Genomic DNA, 20,366 nt, shown 5'->3' with positions numbered 1-20,366 from the left:
ATGAACAATCTTCACCGGGAACTCGCCCCTGTATCCGATCAGGCGTGGGAGCAGATCGAGCAGGAAGCCAAACGGACGCTCAAGCGTCATCTGGCGGCACGCCGTGTCGTGGATGTCGATGGGCCGAAAGGCTTCGACTACTCAGCGACCGGCACAGGACATCTCAGGTCCCTCGAAAGCCCGGTCGAGGGGGTACAAGCGTCTCAGCGGGAGGTGAAAGCGGTCGTTGAACTGCGTATTCCGTTTGAACTTACGCGCGCCGCCATCGATGACGTGGAAAGAGGTTCGGAAGATTCCGACTGGGGGCCGCTCAAGGACGCCGCAAGAAAACTGGCTTTCGCCGAAGACCGGGCGGTCTTCGAAGGTTTTCCAGCGGCAGGTATCCAGGGAATACGGCAAGGCAGCAGCAATTCCGCGCTGACGCTCTCTTCGAGCATCAAGAACTACCCGGATATTGTCGCCAGGGCTGTCGGCGATTTGCGTCTTGCCGGTGTCGAGGGCCCCTACGCACTGGTTCTGGGTGCAAAGGCCTATACGGCAGCCAGCGGTGGCAGCGACGAAGGCTACCCGGTGTTCCATCATATCGAGCGAATCGTCAATGGCGGGATCATCTGGGCGCCGGCAATCGAGGGCGGCTTCGTTCTGAGCACCCGGGGCGGCGACTTCGACATGGATATCGGCCAGGACATCTCGATCGGCTATCTCAGTCATACGGCGACGACGGTCGAGCTTTATCTGCAGGAAAGCTTCACCTTCCGAGTGCTGACAGCGGAAGCGGCGGTTGTGTTGCTGCCTTCCTAGATCCAAGCACTACGGGTACCAAGGATCGAGGGGCTTGGCGACCATGCCCAACCGTCTGCCGCACGTCGTCATCTGTCTTTGCGGGCGTGGCCATCCCCCTGATGCAGATATTGACTGCAAGCGCCGTACCATTCCGGATATCGATGATTGTCAATGAGTTAGCAGGAGTTGGGGCACGGAAAACGGACAGGCTGTCCGGTTGTCATGGACATATTGTCCATGGAAAACAAGGGTATAACGTGATTTACTATGGCAGGGATAGCACTTGTGGAGTGTGGGCCATGGCTGACAAAAGAGCAGAATACAAGACATACAATCATCCGGCCGGAGGGTGGGGAGCCGCTGCTGCGACCGCCAAGGTCCTGCTGGAGCAAAGTGTCGTGACGAAGGGGTCACGCGCGCTGCTCGCGATGAACCAGCCGGGTGGCTTCAAATGTCCAAGCTGCGCCTTTCCGGACGCCGACTGCAAGAAGACGCTGGAATTCTGCGAAAACGGCGCGAAGGCGCTGGCGCATGAGGCGACCAAATTTCGGGTCACACGGGAATTCTTCGCCAATCACACCGTTGCCGAACTTATGGAACAGTCCGATTATTGGTTGGAGATGCAGGGGCGCCTGACCGAGCCGATGCGCTACGATGCGACCACGGATAAATACGTTCCCTGCGACTGGGACAGCGCCTTTGCGCTGATCGGCAAACATTTGAGGGCGCTGGAAAGCCCCCATGAGGCGGAATTTTACACGTCCGGCCGGACGCCGAACGAGGCCGCCTTCCTCTATGCCATCTTTATCCGGGAATTCGGCACCAATAATTTCCCGGACTGTTCCAACATGTGCCATGAGCCGACGAGCCGCGGTCTGCCGCCTGCAATCGGTGTCGGGAAAGGGACGGTGGTGCTCGAAGACTTCGAGCATGCCGAAGCGATCTTCGTGATCGGGCAGAATACCGGCACGAACTCACCGCGCATGATGACGAACCTGGTTGAAGCACGAAAGCGCGGCGTTCCGATTGTCGCCGTCAACCCCATGCCCGAACGTGCGCTGATACGCTTCACTGAACCGCAGGACATGGTCCAGATGGCGACATTCGGTTCCACGCCGATCGCCAGCGAATTCGTCCATATGAAGATCGGTGGTGATCTCGCTTTCCTGAAGGGCATCATGAGGGTGATGTTCGAGCGCGAGGCGAAGGGTGAAACGATCCTCGACCATGATTTCATCGCCAAACATACCGTCGGTCTCGATGGTATTCGCGACGAGGTCATGACCCATGACTGGCCAGAACTCGTCAAGGCGTCGGGGCTGGAGGAAGACCAGATCCGCCGCTGCGCCGAGATCTACATTCGCTCGAAAGCGACAATGATCTGTTACGGCATGGGGCTTACCCAACATCAGGACGGCTCACGCCTGCTGCAGCAGGTCGCCAACCTTCTGTTGCTGAAGGGAAACTTCGGAAAGCCGGGCGCCGGCATTTCCCCGATCCGGGGTCATTCGAACGTGCAGGGCGATCGCACCGTCGGCATCGATGAAAAACCGACGCAGACATATCTCGACCGCGTTCGTGACGTGTTCGGGTTCGAACCGCCGCGGGAACACGGCCATCATACGGTCGAATCCGTCGCGGCGATGGAAAACGGCACGGCCAAGGTCTTCATCGGCATGGGCGGCAACTTCGTTCGCGCCATTCCCGATACCGAGCGCTCCTATGCGGCCATGAGCAAGCTTGAGCTCACCGTGGGGATTACGACCAAGCTGAACCGCGGCCATCTCGTTCATGGCAAGGATGCGCTGATCCTTCCGGTGATCGCGCGGTCAGAGTGGATACGCACATCGGCCGGCGAACAATTCGTTACGATTGAGGATTCCATGTCGAACGTCACCGCCTCGCGCGGCGTATTGACGCCGGCCAGCGAACATCTGAAGCCGGAGGTGGAGATCGTCTGTCGCATGGCGATGGCGACGCTTCCCGACAGCAGGGTTCCGTGGGAGACCTATATTCACGACTATAACCCGATCCGCGACAAGATCGCGGCCGTTTATCCCGAGATTTACACCGATTTCAATGAGAAGATCAAAAATCCCAAAGGATTTCACCTGGACATTCCGCCGCGGCGGCTTGTCTGGCCGACGCCGAACGGCAAGGCGAATTTCCTGCTGCTGCCCGGTCTTGAGGTCAATGCACCGGTCAGCGATCCCGCCATGCTGAGGCTTGCGACGGTGCGGTCTCACGACCAGTTCAACACGACGATCTACAGCTACAACGACCGCTATCGCGGCGTTTACAATGACCGCATGGTGCTGTTCATGAACGAGGACGACCGCAGGGAACGCAAGCTGGAAGCCGGCGCGCGCATCTCCATCGAAACGATCGCGGACGACGGTGTAGAGCGCCGGATCGACGGGCTGACGGTCCTTGATTACCCGATGCCGCGCGGTTCGGTCGCCGGATATTATCCGGAACTCAACCCGCTCCTTCCGCTTGAATATTACGACCGGATCAGCGGCACGCCGGCGGCAAAATCGATCCCGGTCAGAATTCTGGCGGCATAGGGGCAACAGCGCAGACGTCGAACTCATTGCGGCACAACGGACAGCAAATTTTCCGCATGAGCAACCATGAGGGAACGTATCGCCCGGGGCGCCCGGGCGATAATTTATGGCGCCACGCCCGCCGAGAATGCGGATTTGATGAGCGTTTCGGTATATTCAGCCGCCGGTCTGCTGAAGATGGCGTCCGTTTCTCCCTCCTCCACAATCTTCCCGTTTCTCATGACGATGACGTAGTCCGAAATGGCCTTGATGACGGAAAGGTCGTGGCTAATGAAGATGTAGGAGAGGCCATGCGTCTTCTGCAGGTCACGCAGCAGGTCGATGACTTGTCCTTGAACGGATCGGTCCAGGGCGGATGTAGGTTCGTCGAGAATGACGACATCGGGCTTGAGGATGATCGCGCGGGCGATTGCGATACGCTGACGTTGGCCGCCTGAAAACTCGTGAGGGTAACGGTTGCGGGCGGCGGGATCGAGGTCGACTTCCTGCAGCGCTTCGATTGCCCGCTTGTCCCGCTCCGCCCGGCTGAGCGCCTGCTCATGCACGAACAGGCCTTCCGTGATGATCTCGCCGACCGTCTGCCTCGGTGAAAGCGAGCCATAGGGGTCCTGGAACACGAGCTGCAGATGCCGCCGCAATGGCTGCATTGCCTTCCGGTCCAGTCCGGTGATTTCCCGCTCGCCGAAGAAAATACGGCCATCCGCCGCGATTAGACGCAGAAGCGCACGACCAAGGGTCGACTTGCCTGACCCGGATTCACCGACGATGCCGATGGTCTGTCCCTGGTGAAGGTTGACATTGACGCCGTCAACGGCGCGGAACCTGCTGGATTTCGACAGGAAGCCACCCGGAATTGTATAATCGATCGTCACGTTCTGGCCGGAGAGGACGACCGGCGCCTCTGCGTCGACTGCCGGCTTGTGCCCACGGGGTTCGGCATCGAGAAGCATCCTGGTGTAATCCGCCTGCGGGCGATCGAAGATATCTTCCGTCGAACCGGACTCGACAATCTCCCCGCGGCGCATGACGGCGACACGATCGGCGAAATGGCGGACCACGCCGAGATCGTGTGTGATGAGGACGATGGCCATGCCGAAGCGTTGCTGTAACGACTTCAGGAGGTCGAGGATCTGCGCCTGGATCGTCACGTCAAGCGCCGTGGTCGGCTCATCGGCAATCAGAATGTCCGGTTCGTTTGCGAGGGCCATGGCGATCATGACACGCTGGCGCTGGCCGCCGGAAAGCTCATGCGGATAGCTGTCTATACGCCGCTCCGGATCGGGGATTCCCACAAGCTTCAGGAGTTCCAGAACGCGTGCACGCGCTTCCTTTTTGCTGCCGCCCCTGTGGTGGATGATCGGTTCGGCGATTTGCGCGCCGATCCGGTAGAGAGGATCGAGCGAGGTCATCGGCTCCTGGAAAATCATGGTGATTTTCGAACCGCGGATAGTGTTCAGCTCGCCGACGGGCAGGCCGATCAGCTCGCGTCCGCGATATTTTGCCGAGCCTTCAATCATGCCGTTGGATGCCAGCAGGCCCATGATGCCCATCATGGTCTGGCTTTTGCCGGAACCGGATTCTCCGACAACGGCAAGCGTTTCACCCTGTCTGACCTCAAGATCGATGCCCTTGACGGCATTCACCGTGCCGTCCGGCGTGGTGAAATCGACCTTGAGATTGCGGACGGTGAGGATGGTTTCAGATGTCGTATTCATATGTCAACGATCCTTGGGATCGAGTGCATCACGCAACCCATCGCCCACAAAATTGAGCGAAAACAGGGTCAGCACGAAGAAGATCGCCGGAAATATCAGCAGCCATGGGGCCGACTGGATATTGTTGGCGCCTTCGGAAATCAGCGCGCCCCAGCTCGTCAACGGCGCCTGCACGCCAAGACCGAGGAAGGAGAGGAAGCTTTCCAGAAGAATGACCTTTGGCACGACGACCGTGACGAATACGACGACGGGCCCGATCGTGTTCGGGATGATATGGCGGCGGATGATCTGCCAGTCGCTCAAACCCAAAGCCTGTGCGGCGCTCACAAATTCCCGCCGTTTCAAGGCGAGCGTCTGGCCGCGCACGATACGCGCCATATCAAGCCACTCCACTGCACCGATGACCAGGAAGATCAGGATGAAGCTGCGGCCGAAAAAGACCACCAGAACGACCACCAGAAAAACGAAAGGCAGCGAATAGAGGATCTCGACGAAACGCATCATCACATTGTCGACACGCCCTCCGATATATCCGGCCGTGGCGCCGTAGAGAACGCCTATCCCCAGCGAAACGAGGCTGGCCAAAACACCGACGGCAATCGAGATCTGCCCGCCCAGCATCACGCGGGCCAGCATGTCGCGGCCGTTCGAATCCGTACCGAAGAAGAAGTATTCCCGGTTGACCTCGCCTTCCAGCTTCAGCGTTCGGCCCTTGTCTTCGGTGGCCACGACCTTTGTGTTTTCAAATTCGTTGGCGCGGTCGAAATAACGCGTCGTGCGCGGGTCGATCGGGCTGCTGGAGGTGATGGTCGCCGTGAAGGTCTGTCCTTCGACGGAAAACTCCTTCAGTTCCACGCGCGCCCGGCCGGCGACGCCCTCCATCACGCCCTGGAGGTTGTTCACATCCGGGCGTGGCTCGAGACTTGGGGCCACCGAGACGTAGGACGAGAACACCTGATCATAGGTGTGCGTGAGGAAATGCGGGCCGATAAATGAGAAAAGCGTAATCAGCAGGAGCATGACCGAACCGGCCATGGCAGCCTTGTTTCGTTTGAAACGCAGGGCCGCCAGCTGGAACAGGCTTCGGCTTTTCACCAGGGGTTGAGGGGCAATATTGCCAGGGATATCAGTCATGTCTGACCCTCGGATCAAGCAGGCCGTAGAGGATATCGACCACGAGATTGAACACGATGACGAAAATGGCGATGAGAACGACGGTTCCCATCACCAGCGTATAGTCACGATTGATGGCGCCAAGAACGAAGTAGCGGCCGACACCGGGGATCGTGAAGATCGTCTCGATGACCGCCGAACCCGTCAGCAGGGCTGCAGCGCAGGGAGCGAGATAAGAAACGACCGGCAGCATGGCGGCGCGCATGGCGTGGAACACCACCACGCTGCGGGCCGGAAGACCATAAGCCCTGGCGGTGCGGATATGGTCCATCCGCAGTGCCTCGATCATCGCACCGCGCGTCAGACGCGCGATCACCGCAAGCTGCGGCAAAGCGAGCGCGATCATCGGAAGGATCAGATATCGCAGCGATCCGTCGCCCCAGCTGCCTGCCGGCAGAAGCCCGAGCAGGACGGCGAAGATCAGCGTGAGCACAGGTGCGACAACGAAGTTCGGCACGGTGACGCCGACCGTCGAAACGGACATGATCGAAAAATCGAAGACGCTGTTCTGCCGGAGCGCCGCCAGGGTGCCGGCAAGAACGCCGCCCACCAGCGCGAGCAGAAGGGCGTAGCTGCCAAGTTCCAGCGAATAAGGCAGGCCCTTGCCGATCAGCTGGGCGACGGTGTTGTCCTTGTAGATATAGCTCGGACCGAAATCGCCGGTGACGGCGTTGCCGAGATAGATGAGATACTGGCGCCACAACGGTTCATCCAGATGATAGGTTCTCATCAGGTTTTCCATCGTCTGCGGCGGCAGGGGCCGCTCGAGATTGAACGGACCGCCCGGTGCAAAACGCATCAGGAAAAACGAAATCGTGACGACGATGAACAGGGTCGGCACGGCGCTCGCCAAACGGCGCAGAATAAACGAGATCATGATTCTTCTGGCTCCGGCATGGCACGGCGGTTTTTGCCGCCGTGCCAGTGCTGCTTATTCGGAAACGCTCAGGAAGCGGCTGAGGTGTGCGTTGGCAGCATTGTCGACCCAACCCTTGACGCGGTTGGAAACCAGCCAGAGATCGGCCTGCGTCAGAAGCGGAGCGACCGGCTGTTCCTTCATGAGGATGGTTTCCGCCTCATGCAGCAGCTTGGAGCGCGCTGCAGGATCCTTTTCTTCATAGGACTTCTGCATCAGCGCGTCATATTCCGCGTTGTTGAACTTCGAGTAGTTGAAGGTCTTGTTGGAGGATACCGAAAGGGCGAGGAAGTTTTCCGCATCCGCATAGTCGGCAACCCAGCCGGCGCGCGCCACATTGAACTTGCCGCCTTCCTGGAGGTAGCCGTAGTGCGAGGCGACGTCGAGGTTCACCAGCGACACCTTCGCGCCGAAGGTGTTCTTCCACATGTCCGCAATGGCGGTGGCGACACGCTCATGGTTCGGGTTGGTGTTGTAGCGGATTTCGACGGAAAGCGGCTTGCCGCCCTCGCCGTAACCGGCTTCCTTCATCAGCTTGAGGGCCTCGTCTTCACGATCGAGCTGGGACAGCGTCCCAAAATCGGCTCTTGCAGGCTCGCCATAGGCTTCCATGCCCGGGGGAACCATGGAGTAAGCCGGAATCTGCGAGCCGCTGTAGATTTCCTTGGCGAGGAAATCGCGGTCTACGGCCATCGACAGGGCTTGGCGGACGCGGACATCGTCATACGGCGCTTCGCGCGTGTCGAACGTATAATAATAGGTGGCAAGCGTCGGCGAGACGTGAACCTGTTCGCCATAGGCCTTGCGCAGACGGTCGATCTGGTCCGCGGAGAAGTTGTAGGCGAGGTCCATTTCCTTCGCTTCGAAACGACGGACGGATGCGGCCTGGTCGTCGATCGGGTAGAAGATGACCTTGTCGATCTTGGTGTTCGACGCGTCCCAGAAATTGGTGTTCTTGACGACGGTCAGGCTGTCATTGGGAACATGTGCTTCGAGCTTGTAAGCGCCGTTCGAGACCATGACGCCCGGCTTTACGAAGTTGGTGCCGTTCTTCTCATAGCTTGCCTTGGAGATCGGCAGAGCCGCCTGGTGAGAAAGGAGTTCAAGGAAGAAAGGTGTCGGGCGCTCGAGGGTGATCTCAAGGGTCTTGTCATCCACTGCCTTCACGCCGAGCTGATCAACCGGCGTTTCGCCCTTGTTGATCTTTTCGGCGTTCTTGATCGGGTAGAGGATATTCGCGTATTTTGCGGCGGTCTTCGGGTCTTCGACGCGCTGGTAGGAGAACACAAAATCGCCGGCCGTCACCGGAGTGCCATCCGACCACTTCGCATCCGCACGCAGTTTGAAGGTGTAGACGGTGCCGTCCTCAGACAGTGTCCAGCTTTCCGCCGTACCGGGAACGATCTTGCCGGCAGCATCGTAAATGGTGAGACCTTCATAAAGGTCTTTCAGGATAAAGGCTTCGATGTTGATCGAGGTCTGCGCCTGATCGAGCGTCTGCGGTTCGCCAGCATTGCCACGATGCAGAACTGTTTCCGCAAATGCGGAACTGACGCCAATCAGAAACGATCCTGCCAGCAGAGTGGCGCGCGCTATTGTTGTTATCGACATTGTTTTCTCTCCCCGTGAGTATTTTGATTCCACAAACAAGGCCAAATCGCTCCGGAGCGCAACCACAATAACGCAACCACAATAAATTGTGAGTTCATGCGCAAACCAAGAGTTTCACTTGGGTTGACGTATCCGGTGTCCCGCGCCTGACGCGGCAATTTCTTGTAAAAAACTCTGGCGTGAGCCCATCCGGCGTCAAACTATCCACAGCAAGGATGCCGGCTCGCAGCGCCAGGGCGGTTCGTGCCGCCACCTCGTTGAGGTATTATCCCTTGATCCCGCGCGCCGCGATAATTTATCAGAAACGGCCTGGGGAAAACGAGATCATCGTAGATCGTTACCTGTACACCGGTGAGGAACGGTGTGCCGGCCCCGGCTTCAGGCAGACGATGATTTGGTTCATCTTGCCATGGCTGGCCGTGCGGCCATGCAAGCGGAGGTCTAGAGTTGAAACTACTGCTGGTCGAAGACGATGCAGAACTGGCGCAGTGGCTGATAAAGGCGCTGAAGCAGCGCTACGAATTCATGATCGATTGGGCGGATGACGGAACCGTTGCAGACCAGCGGCTTCGGCAGGAGGAGTTCGACGCGGTCATTCTGGACCTGGGATTGCCGAAGATGGGCGGACGCGCCGTTCTCTCCGCAATGAGGGTGCGCGGCGACAACACGCCGGCTCTCATCCTGACCGCGCGCGATACGCTCAGCGAACGGATAGGCACGCTTCACGAAGGCGCGGATGATTTTCTCGCCAAGCCGTTTGCGATCGAGGAACTGGAGGCGCGGCTGGTCGCGCTGGTGCGCCGCGCCCATGGGCGCAATGTGGGCACCTTTTCTTGTGGTGACCTTACCTATTATTCGGCCGAGCAGCGCTTCACCCTGTGCGGCGATCCGCTCGACCTGACGCCTCGTGAGCATTCGCTCCTTCGTATCCTCGTGCAGCATGCGGGAGAACCCATGTCGAAACAGAAGATTGTCGACCGGATGTTTTCCTATGACGCCGATATCCAGCTGGAGGCAATCGAGGTCATCGCGCATCGGCTGAGGAAGAAGCTTTCGCACTCGGTCCAGATAAGAACATTGCGTGGGCTGGGATACGTGCTCGAAGCGGGCGCGGCATGAGCGGCGCGGGAAGGTTCGGCAAGCCGGGACATCCGCTCGCCCTCACCCTCGGCCTCTGGATTGTGCCGGCCATCATCCTGGCAATGGCGTCCACGCTGTTGCTCAGTGCGACGACCGTTCAGGAAATGGCCGACAGCGCCTATGATCGATCGCTTGCCGGGGCAGTCCGGGCGATCGATGCGAATATTTCCACGGAAAGCGGCGGTATCGGGGTCGAGCTCCCCTACAATCTCTTCGAGTTCTTCCAGCTGACGGCGCAGGGGAAGGTCTATTTCAATGTGTCCACGAGCGACGGCCTCGTCCAGATCGGCGATGTCCTCCTGCCGGAGACGCCGAATCTCCTGCCGGGACAGCTCCGTTTCCATGACGGCGACTACTTCGGCGAGGTCATCCGTGTCGGAGCATTCAGCCGGCCACTCGATCCCGCCAAGCCGGATGGGACGCAGATCACCATTCAGGTTGCCGAGACGAAATTGTCGCGCACCATGTTCCAGAACGAGTTGATCATCCGCGCCATCCTTCGGGACGTTCTCGTCGTGGTGGTTTTGGGAATGCTCATCGGCATCGGCGTCTTCATGGCCCTGAAACCGCTCAGCAGGCTGCGGGAGGCGATCGATGCCCGTGAACCCGAGGATTTGCAGCCGCTCGAGATTGCCGATCTTCCAAGGGAGGTTCGCCCGGCCGTGGAGGCGATGAATCGCCTGATGGAAAGAGCTGTCGAGCAGGCGGAACAGCAGCGACGGTTCCTGGACGATGCCTCGCACCAGCTCCGGACCCCGATGACGATCCTGCGAACCCAGATCGACTACGCGCTGCACCAGGCAAACCCCGACGAAGTCCGCATGACCCTGGAGTCGTCCAAGGACGTTCTGGATCGTTCGATCCGGACCACGAACCAGCTTCTGGCGCTCGCCAAGGCCCGCACCTCCCAGGGTACGGAAATATATCCGCAGGTTTTCCTGAATGTCGCCGAGACGGTGGCCGAGAGCGTCAGGATGCTGTGGCCGCGCATTCGCGGCCGTCGCATGGACTGCGCGATCGACGCTCACGACGATGGACTGGTCATCCGCGCCAATGAGGGGTTTCTCCAGGAAGCGATGATGAACGTTCTCGATAATGCGGTGAAATATTCTCCCGAGGGCGGTCTGGTGACGGTGAGGCTGTTGCGCGACGACGGATGGGTTGTTGTGGATATCATGGACGAAGGTCCGGGCATGGAGGAAGACGAGCTGGCGCATGCGGGAACACGCTTCCGCAGCGGACATCGGGCGGCAAGCGGCAGCGGCCTGGGGCTGGCCATTGCGCTGACCGTCGCCCGCGCCAGCGGTGGTTCGCTGACGGTCCGGAATAGGGAGGATCGGACTGGCCTCGTGGTCTCCATTCGCCTGCCATTGGCGGCTGAAAGCCAGTTGAAAGCTTGAGAGCGATATATGAGGTGCTTCGCAGATAGGAGGTCTGCGTCACTTTCTGGAGGAACATCAATGACATTCGCATTTCGCGCCGCTCTCGGCGCCGCCCTTTCGGTTACGGTATTTTCCGTCTCCTCGACCATCGCTCATGCCGAGCCCAAAAATCCGGAATGCATCGCTCCCGCCCAGCCCGGCGGCGGCTTTGACATCACCTGCAAGCTTGCGCAGGCGACGCTTCAGCAATCGGGCGCGGTAAAATCGCCCATGCGCGTCTCCTATATGCCCGGCGGTATCGGCGCGGTTGCCTATAACGCCATTGTCGGCCAGCGCCGTGCGGAACCGAATGTCGTCGTGGCCTTTTCCGCCGGATCGCTTCTCAACCTCGCCCAGGGCAAATTTGGCGCATATTCTGAAAAGGACGTCCGCTGGGTTGCAAGTGTCGGTACAGATTACGGCGCTGTCGTCGTTCAGGAAAGCAGCGAATACAACTCCCTGACGGACCTGATGGCAGCGATCAAGAAGGATCCGAAGTCCGTCATCATCGGGGCCGGCGGCACCATCGGCAGCCAGGACTGGATGAAAGCCGCGATGGCCGCGCGCGCTGCGGGCATCGATTACAAAGCCATGCGTTTTGTTGCTTTTGAAGGCGGCGGAGACTGTGCGACCGCTCTTCAGGGCGGACATGTCCATATCTGCATGAACGACGTCGGCGACAGCCAGGCGGCAATCGATGGCGGCGCCCCGCTGAAGCTGCTCGCAATCTTCTCGGAGGAGCGCCTTCCCGGCAAGCTTTCTCCGGTGCCGACCGCCATCGAGCAGGGCTTCGACATCAAGTGGCCGATCGTGCGCGGCTTTTATGTCGGCCCCGAGGTCACCGAGGCGGACTATCAGTGGTGGGCCGACGCCTTCGCCAAGGCCATGCAGTCTCCCGACTACGCTGCCGAGCTTCAGAAGCGGAACCTTTTTCCTTTTCCGATGACGGGCGAAGAAACGAAGACTTTCGTCGAAGAGCAGGTGGCCGCCTACAAGAAGCTTGCCACCGATTTCGGCCTCGCGACGACCAAATAAGGGCCTGAACAATGACGACCGACCGTCTCCTGGGAGCGGCCGCAATCGCGGTCGCAGCGATCATGCTCCTGTTCGGATATGAGTTGCAGGCGCCTTTTGCTTATGAACCGGTTGGACCACGCGTGTTTCCGATCATCGCGGCAGTGATGATCGGGCTCTGCGGTGTCATCCTGCTTCTGAAGCCGGGCGAATCTGCCGCCGAACCGGCGGGTCCCATCGCGACCATCGCCGCCCTGTCCGGCTGCCTTGCCGGATATGCCCTTCTTTTCCAGCCGCTTGGCTTCGTGGTCGCGACCACGATCTTCACGATCCCGATTGCGATGATCTTCGGAGCCAAATGGTGGCAGGGCGCGCTGACCGGCGTGGTGCTGGCCGTTTCGTCGTATTTGCTCTTCGACCAGGTTCTGGAGGTTGTTCTTCCTGCCGGTCCCTTCGGAGGTATCGTCTGATGGATACTCTCAATTATCTCATGCACGGGTTTGGGGTTGCCCTTTCGCCCACCAATCTCCTTCTTGCCACCCTTGGCGCCGTTGTCGGGACGATGGTTGGCGTTCTGCCGGGTCTCGGACCAATCAACGCTGTCGCCATGCTTGTGCCGGTGGTATTTGCCCTTGGACTGCCTCCGGAAGGCTCGCTGATCCTGATGGCGGCGATCTATATCGGATCCGAATATGGAGGCCGGATCAGCGCCATACTGCTCAACGTGCCCGGCGAAGCTTCGGCCGTGATGACCGCTCTGGAGGGTTATCCGCTTGCGCGCCAGGGGAAAGCCGGGATCGCCCTTTCCCTCTCGGCCTGGACCTCCTTTGTCGGCTCGGCCATCGCGACCCTGGGTATCGTGGTCGCCGCTCCGATCCTTGCGACATGGGCGCTGGCATTCGGACCGGTCGAATATGTGGCCCTCATGGTATTCGCTTTCGCCTGCCTGACGGGCCTGCTTACCGACCAGCCGGTGAAGGCGATGCTTGCGATCGGGCTGGGTCTGGCGATCTCCACGATCGGCATCGATGCCAATTCCGGGGTCTATCGTTATACGTTCGGTTCGCCGAACCTGGTCGATGGCGTCCAGTTCGCGACCGTGGTCATTGGTCTGTTCGCGATCAGCGAATTGCTGATCATGCTCGACACCATGCATGGGGGCCTGACTGTCCGTATCGAGCAATTGGGTCGCTCGCTATTCAATCGGGCCGAGATGCGCTTCACCAATATGGCCACGTTTCGCGGATCGCTGATCGGGTTTTTCGTGGGCATCCTGCCGGGCGCCGGGGGCACGGTCGCCTCCGCGCTGGCGTATACGACAGAAAAGCGCGTGGTTGAAAAGAACGATCCTGAAGGAAGCCGCTTCGGCCAGGGTGACATGCGCGGTCTTGCATCCGTTGAGGCAGCCAATAACAGCGCTTCCAATTCCAATTTCATTCCCATGCTCACGCTGGGCATCCCCAGTTCCGGTACGACGGCAATCATGCTTGGCGTTCTGACACTTTACAATCTGACACCAGGTCCGGCACTTTTCCGCTCGCAACCTGATCTGGTCTGGGGCCTTATCGCTTCGCTCTTCATTGGCAACTTCATCCTTCTGGCGATCAACATTCCGCTCGTTGGCGTTTTTGCCAGAATGCTTTCCGTTCCGGCCTGGGTGCTCGTGCCGTTCATCGTCGTCGTCAGCGCGATCGGTGTCTATTCGGGCAAGTCCACGACTTTTGACCTTGTGCTGATGGTGGCCCTCGGCGTTGGAGGCTATGTTCTGCGTCGTCTGGGTGTGCCGATGGCGCCGCTCATCCTCGGTCTCGTGCTCGGCAAGATACTGGAGCAAAGCCTGCGGCGGGCCCTGTCCCTTTCTGCCGGAGATGTTGCCATTCTCTGGTCAAGTCCGATTTCCATCACCCTTTGGGGCATGGCCGCCGCAGTTCTTCTCGTTCCGCTGCTTCTGCCGAGGCTCGCGAAGTGGCGGCAGAAAACATCGCTCCAGATGGATTGACCGCAATGAATTATCTCATTCCCACAGATCAGGGTCGAACGCCGGCGGGCGAAAGGTTACGAACCCTCCTGCGCGTGCCTGACATTGTCAGAATGCCGGGCGCGCATAACGGCCTTGCGGCCCTCCAGGCAAAAGCAGCAGGTTTTAAGGCGCTGTATCTGTCCGGAGCGGCGATGAGCGCATCCATGGGGCTTCCCGACCTCGGTATCCTGACGCTGGAAGACGTATTGTTCTTCACCCGACAGATCGTCAGGGCCTCGGGCCTTCCGCTGCTGGTGGACGGAGATACCGGCTTTGGTGAGGTTCTCAATGTCATGAACACGGTGCACTGTCTCGAGGAGGCCGGTGCCGCGGCCATCCAGATCGAAGATCAGGTGCTGCCGAAGAAATGCGGCCATCTCAACGACAAGAAGCTTGCCGCTCCGGAAGACATGGCCGCCAAGATTGCGGCGGCGGCCCGGGCCCGGCGATTTCTTGTGATCGTCGCGCGGACGGACGCGGTAGCCGATGAAGGAATGGCACGGGCGATCGACCGTGCCCGCCTCTATGTGCAGGCCGGGGCGGACGCCATCTTCCCCGAGGCCCTGACGACCGAGGCCATGTTCGCCGAATTTGCCGCCGCCATGAACGGTGTGCCTCTTCTGGCCAATATGACGGAATTCGGCCGTTCCCCTCCCCTGGCGGCCGATGCGCTGCAGGCGCTCGGTTACCGCATGGTCATCTGGCCGGTGTCGTCGCTCCGGGTCGCCAACAGGGCGCAGCAGGAACTTTATGCCGAGCTTGCCCGGCAAGGCGCGGTGACGGACGCCATCCACAGGATGCAGACCCGTGCCGAACTCTACGGTCTGATCGACCTCGCGGGTTATGAAGCGCTCGATGCCAGTATCGTTGCAAGCAGCCTCCCGTCGACAGGGTCCCGGTAAAGGTTTCGGCTGATGCTCCCCTCACAATCAAGGTGAGGGGATGTGTTGTTTCGGAGCGATAGGCGGCCTATGCCCGGGCCTGCTTGATGGCGGCCACAAGGCCCTTTTCATCCAGAACGCCGGGGTAGATCGTCTTGCCGATGACGAATGAGGGCGTGCCGACGAAATTGAAGGCGAGCGCCTGGCGATAGTTGCGATCGAGCAGGGCGGAGATCTTCCCGTTGTTCCGGTTCACCGCTGCGGCGATGTCCTTCATCGCCAACCCTGCGCCGGTGAAGGCGTCTTTGATCTCGTCTTCGGAAAGGCGCGCTTTGGTTTTCATCAGCGCTTCCATGGCGACCTGATATTTGCCGATCTGGGCGGCGCCCAGAACCGCCTGTGCCGCAAAGACAGATGCAGGCCCCAAAATTGGCCAGTCCTTGAGGACAAGCCTGACGTCGCCATCATTTGCGACAACCTTTTTCACCATGGCATGGGATGTCTTGCAGTAGGGGCATTGATAATCGAAATATTCGACGATGGTGACCTTGCCCTTGGGATTTCCAAGCACGGGTGCATCCTTGTCGAAGAACACCTCTTCCGTGCTGATTTGCTGTGCGAAGCTTTCGCCCGCAGAGACCAGCGTTCCGCTGAAAGCCGCCAGGCCGCCGATCATGAAATCGCGCCGTGAAAACATCAAAATTCTCCCTGTTGGGTTGTTGGAATGGGGGCCTGCGGGGAATGCCGGCGATTGCCGGCAGCCGCATGCCCGAATGCGGCAGCAACGATCAGGATATCGTTCATGGAGGTGATGCCCGCGCGCTGCGGGCCGATGCCGCGAGATCTATCGCCGAGAATTCGCCGATCAGCCGCGTTGCTTCCGGCTCCTTTCGGTTGCTGTCGAGAAAAACCATCGTCGGCGGCCCGACCACCTTCAATGTCGAGAGCAGCGCCTGCTTGTCTTCATCGAGTGTCGTCAGGTCCAGGCTGACGAGGTTCATTCCCTTCAGCGCTTCAACCACGTCCGGCGAGGTCAGAAGCGAGCGCTCGATTGTACGGCAGGTCACACACCAGTCCGCTGTCACATAGAGGAGTGTCGGTTCCCTGGGCGCCGAGTTGTCGAGCCGGAGGCGAAGATCTGCGATAGAAGAGAGCTTCTGGAAGTCGCTTTTCTTTATCGAGACGAGCGATCCTGCCCCATTGCCGGCGTTCAGCGGCTTCAGGGGAGTGAGCGGGTCCGTCGCGCCGATGCCGAGACCGACAAAGATCAGAATTGCCCAGATGATGGATGCGAGACCCGTCGTTCGGGAAAGCACGCTTACGCCCGACTTTGAATTGCCGGCGGCTGCGCTGAAGGCAAAAACACCAAAGGAAAGCGCAAGCACTGCCCAGCCAAGCACCATCAACCGTTCCGGAATGAGCGGTGTTGCCAGCCAAAGGGCGGTGGCCAGGAACAGGAAGCCGAAAATCTGGCGTATCTTTTCCATCCACAGCCCTGCTTTCGGCAAGGTCTTGCCGCTTGCCGTCGCCACGATGACGAGCGGGATCCCTTTACCCAACCCAAGGGCAAATAGTGCGGCGGCGCCGACAACGACATCGCCCGTGCGGGCAATATAGAGAAGCGCGCCCGCCAGGGGAGCCGTGACGCAAGGTCCGATAAGCAATGCCGAGGAGAAGCCGAGCAGCATTGCGCCCGGTATCGTGCTCGCGCCTTGCGGCGATTTCGCAAACCGGGCTGAGATCGAGGCCGGAAGCTGAATGTGGAAAAGCCCGAAATTTGCAAGGGCAAGAGCCGCGAACAGGATGGATATGGCCGCGACGGCATAGGTTGACTGCAGGGCGATCTGCAGGTTTTGCCCCGACCATGCGGCTGCCATGCCCATCAGCCCGAAGGCGGATGCGAGCGCCAGCACATAGGACAGGGACAGCAGGAAGCCGCGTCGGGCCGTCAGTTTTTCACCGTCCCGGGCGAGCATGGCGGCAACGATCGGATACATCGGGAAAACGCATGGCGTGAAGGCGAGCAACAATCCGAAACCGAGAAATCCGGCAAGGAGCAGGATCAGTCCGCCATCCGCCAGCAGTTGATCGACCGTCGTCTGGGCGTGGTCATCCGCCAGTGAGAATTCTTCCTGCGTGGCGACGCTGGAGAAGCCGGACGGAGCCTCTATGGTGCCGGCGAGGCTGTTCTGGGAAAACAAGCCTCCGGCGCTTATGGTGAGATTTGCCATATCGACCGCTTTGGTGGTCGGCGGATAGCAGAGCCCTTTGTCCTGACAGCCCTGATAGGTGAGGCGAAATTTTGCCGGAGCTTCGGCGATCGATGCCGTCGCGGTCTTGTAGTAGATCTCGGTGACGCCGAAATTGGGGTCCTCTTTCATCTCGCCGGGGAGGGACTGGATTTCCAGCTTGCGGCCGCCGTCGTTTTCCGCGCTCAGATAATCCCGGTAGAGGTAATAGCCGTCATTGATTACCCAGCGAATGATTGCGCGGCCGTCATGTCCCCGTTCGACGGTCGCCCTGAACGCCTGATCCATGGCAAGCGGGGTTTCGGCCGCCGATACCGGGGAGAGCGCCCTGAAAAACGCCAGAATCACAAGTGTGAACGTCAATATGCGCATCCGGCATAGCCTTTCGTGTATTCTTCTGTGCCGGACTGATCTCGTCGGGAGCTTAAGGCAGGCTTAAGCTGGGGATCGCATGACGAAACTGGATAGACCTTTTACGGAGGCGCGATTGCGAATTCTCATTGTCGAAGATGATCCGATCCTGCTCGACGGATTGCGGGAAGGTTTGAAGCTGGGCGGTTTTGTCGCTGACGGCGTGACGACGGCCGCCGATGCATCAGAGGCGCTCGCGACGGGTAATTTCGATGCGGTGGTTCTTGATCGAATGCTTCCGGATGGCTCGGGGCTGGATGTCCTTAACGGCATACGCCGTGCCGGGAACCGGGTGCCTGTGCTGCTGCTGACCGCCAAGGATGAAGTCGGAGATCGTATCGACGGTCTGGATGCGGGTGCCGACGATTACCTTGGCAAACCCTTCGATCTGGATGAGGTTGCCGCCCGCCTGCGCGCGATCACGCGCCGCGCCGCCGGGCGGGCGAGTGCGCAGATCAGCCTGCGCGGACTGACGCTCGATCCTGCTTCCATGCAGGTTCTTCGGGAAGGTTCGGCCATAATCCTGTCGCGCCGCGAGTTCTCGATCCTTCATGCGCTCATGGCGAACCCCCAGGCAATTCACTCCAAACAGGCGCTGGAAGAGCGCCTTTACGGCTGGCAGGAGGATGTGGAGAGCAACACGATAGAAGTGCATGTGCACAAGCTGCGCGCCAAGCTTGGCAGCGCTTCCATCGAAACCGTGCGCGGGGTCGGCTATAGGCTGGGGATGCCCTGATGCGTTCGATCCGCCTGCGCCTTTTTGCGATCCTGCTGGCGACGACGGGCGCCGTCTGGCTGTTTGCCGTCATGTGGACCTATTTCAGCGTGCAGCATCAGGTTGAACGGGTGCTGGATGCGCGGTTGATGGAAGCCGCCCGCATGGTCAGCTCGCTCCTCACCAACCACCATATCGCGGTCGCCGGCGCCGTGGACAATACGAAAGCCGATGACGCCGGCCTGCCATTCGATCTCCAGGGCGATTACAGGCGGCAGCTCTCTTGCCAGATCTGGTCGCTCCAGGGGCAGCTTGTCAGCCGGTCGGAAAGTGCCCCGCATGAATCGCTTACCGACAGCCGCGACGGCTTCAGCGAAACCAGCGTCGATGGCGTTCGCTGGCGTGTTTTCGCGGTTGTTAATCCGGAGCTCAATCTCCGCGTTCTCATAGGCGACAGCCTGGAGATACGCGACAGGCTGGTTGCCGATGTGGTCAAGGGACAGCTCGTTCCGGCCCTGGCTATCCTGCCGATCCTGGCGGTGCTGATCTGGCTGAGCGTAGGACAGGGGCTAGGGCCGCTCAAGAGGATCGCCATGTCGCTGGGGTTAAGGTCTGCAGACGAACTGCATGCCATAGAGAACCGGGATACGCCCAGCGAAATCAAGCCATTGCTCAGCTCCTTGAACTCCCTCTTCCTGCGGGTGGAGGCGGCGCGCGAGCGTGAAAAGACCTTCATTGCCTATGCCGCCCATGAGTTGAAGACCCCGCTTGCCGGATTGAAGACCCAGGCACAGGTGGCGCTGCGGAGCAAAGAGGACAATGTGCGGGACAAGGCGCTGGCGCATATTTCGACGAGCGTCGACCGGACCGGGCGTCTTGTCCGTCAGCTTATCGATCTGGCGCTGGTCGATTCGACCGACCGCGATAGCGGTCGCGAGACGGTGCGGCTTGCGGGGATCATGGAAGATATCCGTTCCGACCTTGAGGCCCTGAGCAGCAGGCGCGCCATTCCCGTGACGTTTTGCCTGCGACCGGATGAAATGGTGACCTTGAGAGACGTCAATCTCCTGCGTCTGGCCCTGCGAAACGTGATCGAGAATGCCATTCAGTATTCGCCCGACGGCTCGGGCGTTGAGATCTCTGTCCTGGGGAACGGGCCGAGGATCGAAATCGAGGTGAAGGATCAGGGACAGGGCATAGATCCGGATGATCAGGTGACAGTCAGGGAGCGGTTCAAGCGGGGACATTCGGCCCGCGGCGAGGGTAGCGGTCTCGGCCTTGCGATCGTCGACATGGCCATGCGCAAGCTTGGCGGGGAGCTCGCCTTTCGCCAGGCCGATTCCGGATTTGTCGTGACGCTTATCTTGCCACGGGCGTGACCGCGGGCCCGCATGCGGCCCGACGAGTGAAACGAAAATATTCACACCGGAACCAGGGGCGTGAATCAACGCGGCCTGAATGTGCTAGATGAACGGTAGATGCAGCCATTTGGAGACGAATGCCATGTCGAATTCCTCCCGAGGCCTGATGATCGCCGCCACCCTCATCATCGGTGGCGTGATGGCTTTTTTCCTCTTTCTCTATCTCACCGGCCACGATCCGGATGAGCGTCCACTCAGCCTGATGGAGTGGGTCATTGCCGGCGTTCTGATCGGGCCGGGATTTGGCTATCTGCTGAAGTGGCGGAAAACCGGAGGCCGCTAGGGCGGCGTCCCCGGCAACCTTTCAAATCCTCATTCGTTTAAGCATC

General features: G+C 59.8%; 17 protein-coding genes. 11 read left to right on the top strand and 6 right to left on the bottom strand.

Features of this window, described 5'->3' with window-relative positions; all coding sequences use genetic code 11:
* Positions 1–801 (top strand): family 1 encapsulin nanocompartment shell protein, encoded by an 801-nt coding sequence (locus tag N5D22_RS22450; protein ID WP_279659063.1) that lies wholly within the window; start codon positions 1–3, stop codon positions 799–801.
* 281 nt (positions 802–1,082) lie between these two features.
* Complete coding sequence (locus N5D22_RS22445) at positions 1,083–3,350, top strand: FdhF/YdeP family oxidoreductase (RefSeq protein WP_279657585.1); 2,268 nt, start codon at positions 1,083–1,085, stop codon at positions 3,348–3,350.
* A gap of 104 nt (positions 3,351–3,454) precedes the next feature.
* On the opposite strand, the gene N5D22_RS22440 is transcribed toward N5D22_RS22445, so the two are convergent.
* Genes N5D22_RS22440 through N5D22_RS22425 form a run of 4 tightly spaced genes read right to left on the bottom strand, consistent with a single transcriptional unit; the run spans position 3,455 to position 8,765 of the window.
* Positions 3,455–5,065: an ABC transporter ATP-binding protein gene (locus tag N5D22_RS22440; RefSeq protein ID WP_279657584.1), complete on the bottom strand. Its 1,611-nt coding sequence runs from the start codon at positions 5,063–5,065 to the stop codon at positions 3,455–3,457.
* A gap of 3 nt (positions 5,066–5,068) precedes the next feature.
* Positions 5,069–6,199 (bottom strand): ABC transporter permease subunit, encoded by a 1,131-nt coding sequence (locus tag N5D22_RS22435; protein WP_279657583.1) that lies wholly within the window; start codon positions 6,197–6,199, stop codon positions 5,069–5,071.
* Positions 6,192–7,115 (bottom strand): oligopeptide ABC transporter permease OppB, encoded by a 924-nt coding sequence (gene oppB / locus N5D22_RS22430; RefSeq protein ID WP_279657582.1) that lies wholly within the window; start codon positions 7,113–7,115, stop codon positions 6,192–6,194. Before oppB ends, N5D22_RS22435 begins: the two co-directional genes overlap by 8 nt.
* Before the next feature lie 54 nt (positions 7,116–7,169).
* Positions 7,170–8,765 carry a peptide ABC transporter substrate-binding protein gene (locus tag N5D22_RS22425; RefSeq protein ID WP_279657581.1) on the bottom strand — a complete coding sequence of 532 codons (1,596 nt, stop codon included), beginning with the start codon at positions 8,763–8,765 and terminating at the stop codon, positions 7,170–7,172.
* A gap of 447 nt (positions 8,766–9,212) precedes the next feature.
* Between N5D22_RS22425 and N5D22_RS22420 the strand changes: the two genes are divergently transcribed.
* The 6 genes from N5D22_RS22420 to prpB are packed head-to-tail and all read left to right on the top strand — an operon-like array spanning position 9,213 to position 15,262.
* Positions 9,213–9,884, top strand: a complete 672-nt coding sequence (locus N5D22_RS22420) for a response regulator (RefSeq protein WP_279657580.1) — start codon at positions 9,213–9,215, stop codon at positions 9,882–9,884.
* Positions 9,881–11,305: a sensor histidine kinase gene (locus N5D22_RS22415; protein WP_279657579.1), complete on the top strand. Its 1,425-nt coding sequence runs from the start codon at positions 9,881–9,883 to the stop codon at positions 11,303–11,305. Before N5D22_RS22420 ends, N5D22_RS22415 begins: the two co-directional genes overlap by 4 nt.
* 60 nt (positions 11,306–11,365) lie before the next feature.
* Positions 11,366–12,361 carry a tripartite tricarboxylate transporter substrate-binding protein gene (locus N5D22_RS22410; RefSeq protein ID WP_279657578.1) on the top strand — a complete coding sequence of 332 codons (996 nt, stop codon included), beginning with the start codon at positions 11,366–11,368 and terminating at the stop codon, positions 12,359–12,361.
* A gap of 11 nt (positions 12,362–12,372) precedes the next feature.
* Positions 12,373–12,810, top strand: coding sequence for a tripartite tricarboxylate transporter TctB family protein (locus tag N5D22_RS22405; protein ID WP_279657577.1), 438 nt, complete (start codon positions 12,373–12,375; stop codon positions 12,808–12,810).
* A complete protein-coding gene (locus N5D22_RS22400) occupies positions 12,810–14,339 on the top strand; it encodes a tripartite tricarboxylate transporter permease (RefSeq protein WP_279657576.1) in 1,530 nt (509 codons plus the stop codon). The genes N5D22_RS22405 and N5D22_RS22400 overlap by 1 nt, the downstream gene beginning before the upstream one ends.
* Positions 14,340–14,344: 5 nt before the next feature.
* Positions 14,345–15,262: a methylisocitrate lyase gene (gene prpB, locus N5D22_RS22395; protein ID WP_279657574.1), complete on the top strand. Its 918-nt coding sequence runs from the start codon at positions 14,345–14,347 to the stop codon at positions 15,260–15,262.
* A 67-nt stretch (positions 15,263–15,329) separates the two neighbouring features.
* Here the strand turns inward: prpB and N5D22_RS22390 are convergent, their stop codons facing one another.
* Positions 15,330–15,938: a DsbA family protein gene (locus N5D22_RS22390; RefSeq protein ID WP_279657571.1), complete on the bottom strand. Its 609-nt coding sequence runs from the start codon at positions 15,936–15,938 to the stop codon at positions 15,330–15,332.
* 103 nt (positions 15,939–16,041) lie between these two features.
* Positions 16,042–17,853, bottom strand: a complete 1,812-nt coding sequence (dsbD, locus tag N5D22_RS22385) for a protein-disulfide reductase DsbD (protein ID WP_279657570.1) — start codon at positions 17,851–17,853, stop codon at positions 16,042–16,044.
* A 124-nt stretch (positions 17,854–17,977) separates the two neighbouring features.
* Here dsbD and N5D22_RS22380 point away from each other — a divergent pair, with 124 nt between their 5' ends.
* The 3 genes from N5D22_RS22380 (at position 17,978) to N5D22_RS22370 (ending at position 20,320) form a co-directional block, all read left to right on the top strand.
* Positions 17,978–18,637 (top strand): response regulator transcription factor, encoded by a 660-nt coding sequence (locus N5D22_RS22380; protein ID WP_279657569.1) that lies wholly within the window; start codon positions 17,978–17,980, stop codon positions 18,635–18,637.
* Positions 18,637–19,995 (top strand): ATP-binding protein, encoded by a 1,359-nt coding sequence (locus N5D22_RS22375; RefSeq protein WP_279657568.1) that lies wholly within the window; start codon positions 18,637–18,639, stop codon positions 19,993–19,995. Before N5D22_RS22380 ends, N5D22_RS22375 begins: the two co-directional genes overlap by 1 nt.
* A 124-nt stretch (positions 19,996–20,119) precedes the next feature.
* Entirely contained in the window at positions 20,120–20,320 is a 201-nt protein-coding gene (locus tag N5D22_RS22370) for a hypothetical protein (RefSeq protein WP_279657567.1), read from the top strand.
* Positions 20,321–20,366 lie beyond the last annotated feature (46 nt).

The organism is Agrobacterium sp. GD03872 (genome assembly GCF_029840625.1).
GTDB lineage: Bacteria > Pseudomonadota > Alphaproteobacteria > Rhizobiales > Rhizobiaceae > Agrobacterium > Agrobacterium fabrum_A.
This window is presented reverse-complemented; position numbering and strand designations above follow the sequence as displayed.

Excerpts from the sequence above, each read along its gene's own strand:
- N5D22_RS22450 (WP_279659063.1), top strand. The coding sequence starts at position 1 with ATGAACAATCTTCACCGGGAACTCGCCCCTGTATCCGATCAGGCGTGG.
- N5D22_RS22445 (WP_279657585.1), top strand. The coding sequence starts at position 1,083 with ATGGCTGACAAAAGAGCAGAATACAAGACATACAATCATCCGGCCGGA.
- N5D22_RS22440 (WP_279657584.1), bottom strand. The coding sequence starts at position 5,065 with ATGAATACGACATCTGAAACCATCCTCACCGTCCGCAATCTCAAGGTC.
- N5D22_RS22435 (WP_279657583.1), bottom strand. The coding sequence starts at position 6,199 with ATGACTGATATCCCTGGCAATATTGCCCCTCAACCCCTGGTGAAAAGC.
- oppB (WP_279657582.1), bottom strand. The coding sequence starts at position 7,115 with ATGATCTCGTTTATTCTGCGCCGTTTGGCGAGCGCCGTGCCGACCCTG.
- N5D22_RS22425 (WP_279657581.1), bottom strand. The coding sequence starts at position 8,765 with ATGTCGATAACAACAATAGCGCGCGCCACTCTGCTGGCAGGATCGTTT.
- N5D22_RS22415 (WP_279657579.1), top strand. The coding sequence starts at position 9,881 with ATGAGCGGCGCGGGAAGGTTCGGCAAGCCGGGACATCCGCTCGCCCTC.
- N5D22_RS22410 (WP_279657578.1), top strand. The coding sequence starts at position 11,366 with ATGACATTCGCATTTCGCGCCGCTCTCGGCGCCGCCCTTTCGGTTACG.
- N5D22_RS22405 (WP_279657577.1), top strand. The coding sequence starts at position 12,373 with ATGACGACCGACCGTCTCCTGGGAGCGGCCGCAATCGCGGTCGCAGCG.
- N5D22_RS22400 (WP_279657576.1), top strand. The coding sequence starts at position 12,810 with ATGGATACTCTCAATTATCTCATGCACGGGTTTGGGGTTGCCCTTTCG.
- prpB (WP_279657574.1), top strand. The coding sequence starts at position 14,345 with ATGAATTATCTCATTCCCACAGATCAGGGTCGAACGCCGGCGGGCGAA.
- N5D22_RS22390 (WP_279657571.1), bottom strand. The coding sequence starts at position 15,938 with ATGTTTTCACGGCGCGATTTCATGATCGGCGGCCTGGCGGCTTTCAGC.
- N5D22_RS22375 (WP_279657568.1), top strand. The coding sequence starts at position 18,637 with ATGCGTTCGATCCGCCTGCGCCTTTTTGCGATCCTGCTGGCGACGACG.
- N5D22_RS22370 (WP_279657567.1), top strand. The coding sequence starts at position 20,120 with ATGTCGAATTCCTCCCGAGGCCTGATGATCGCCGCCACCCTCATCATC.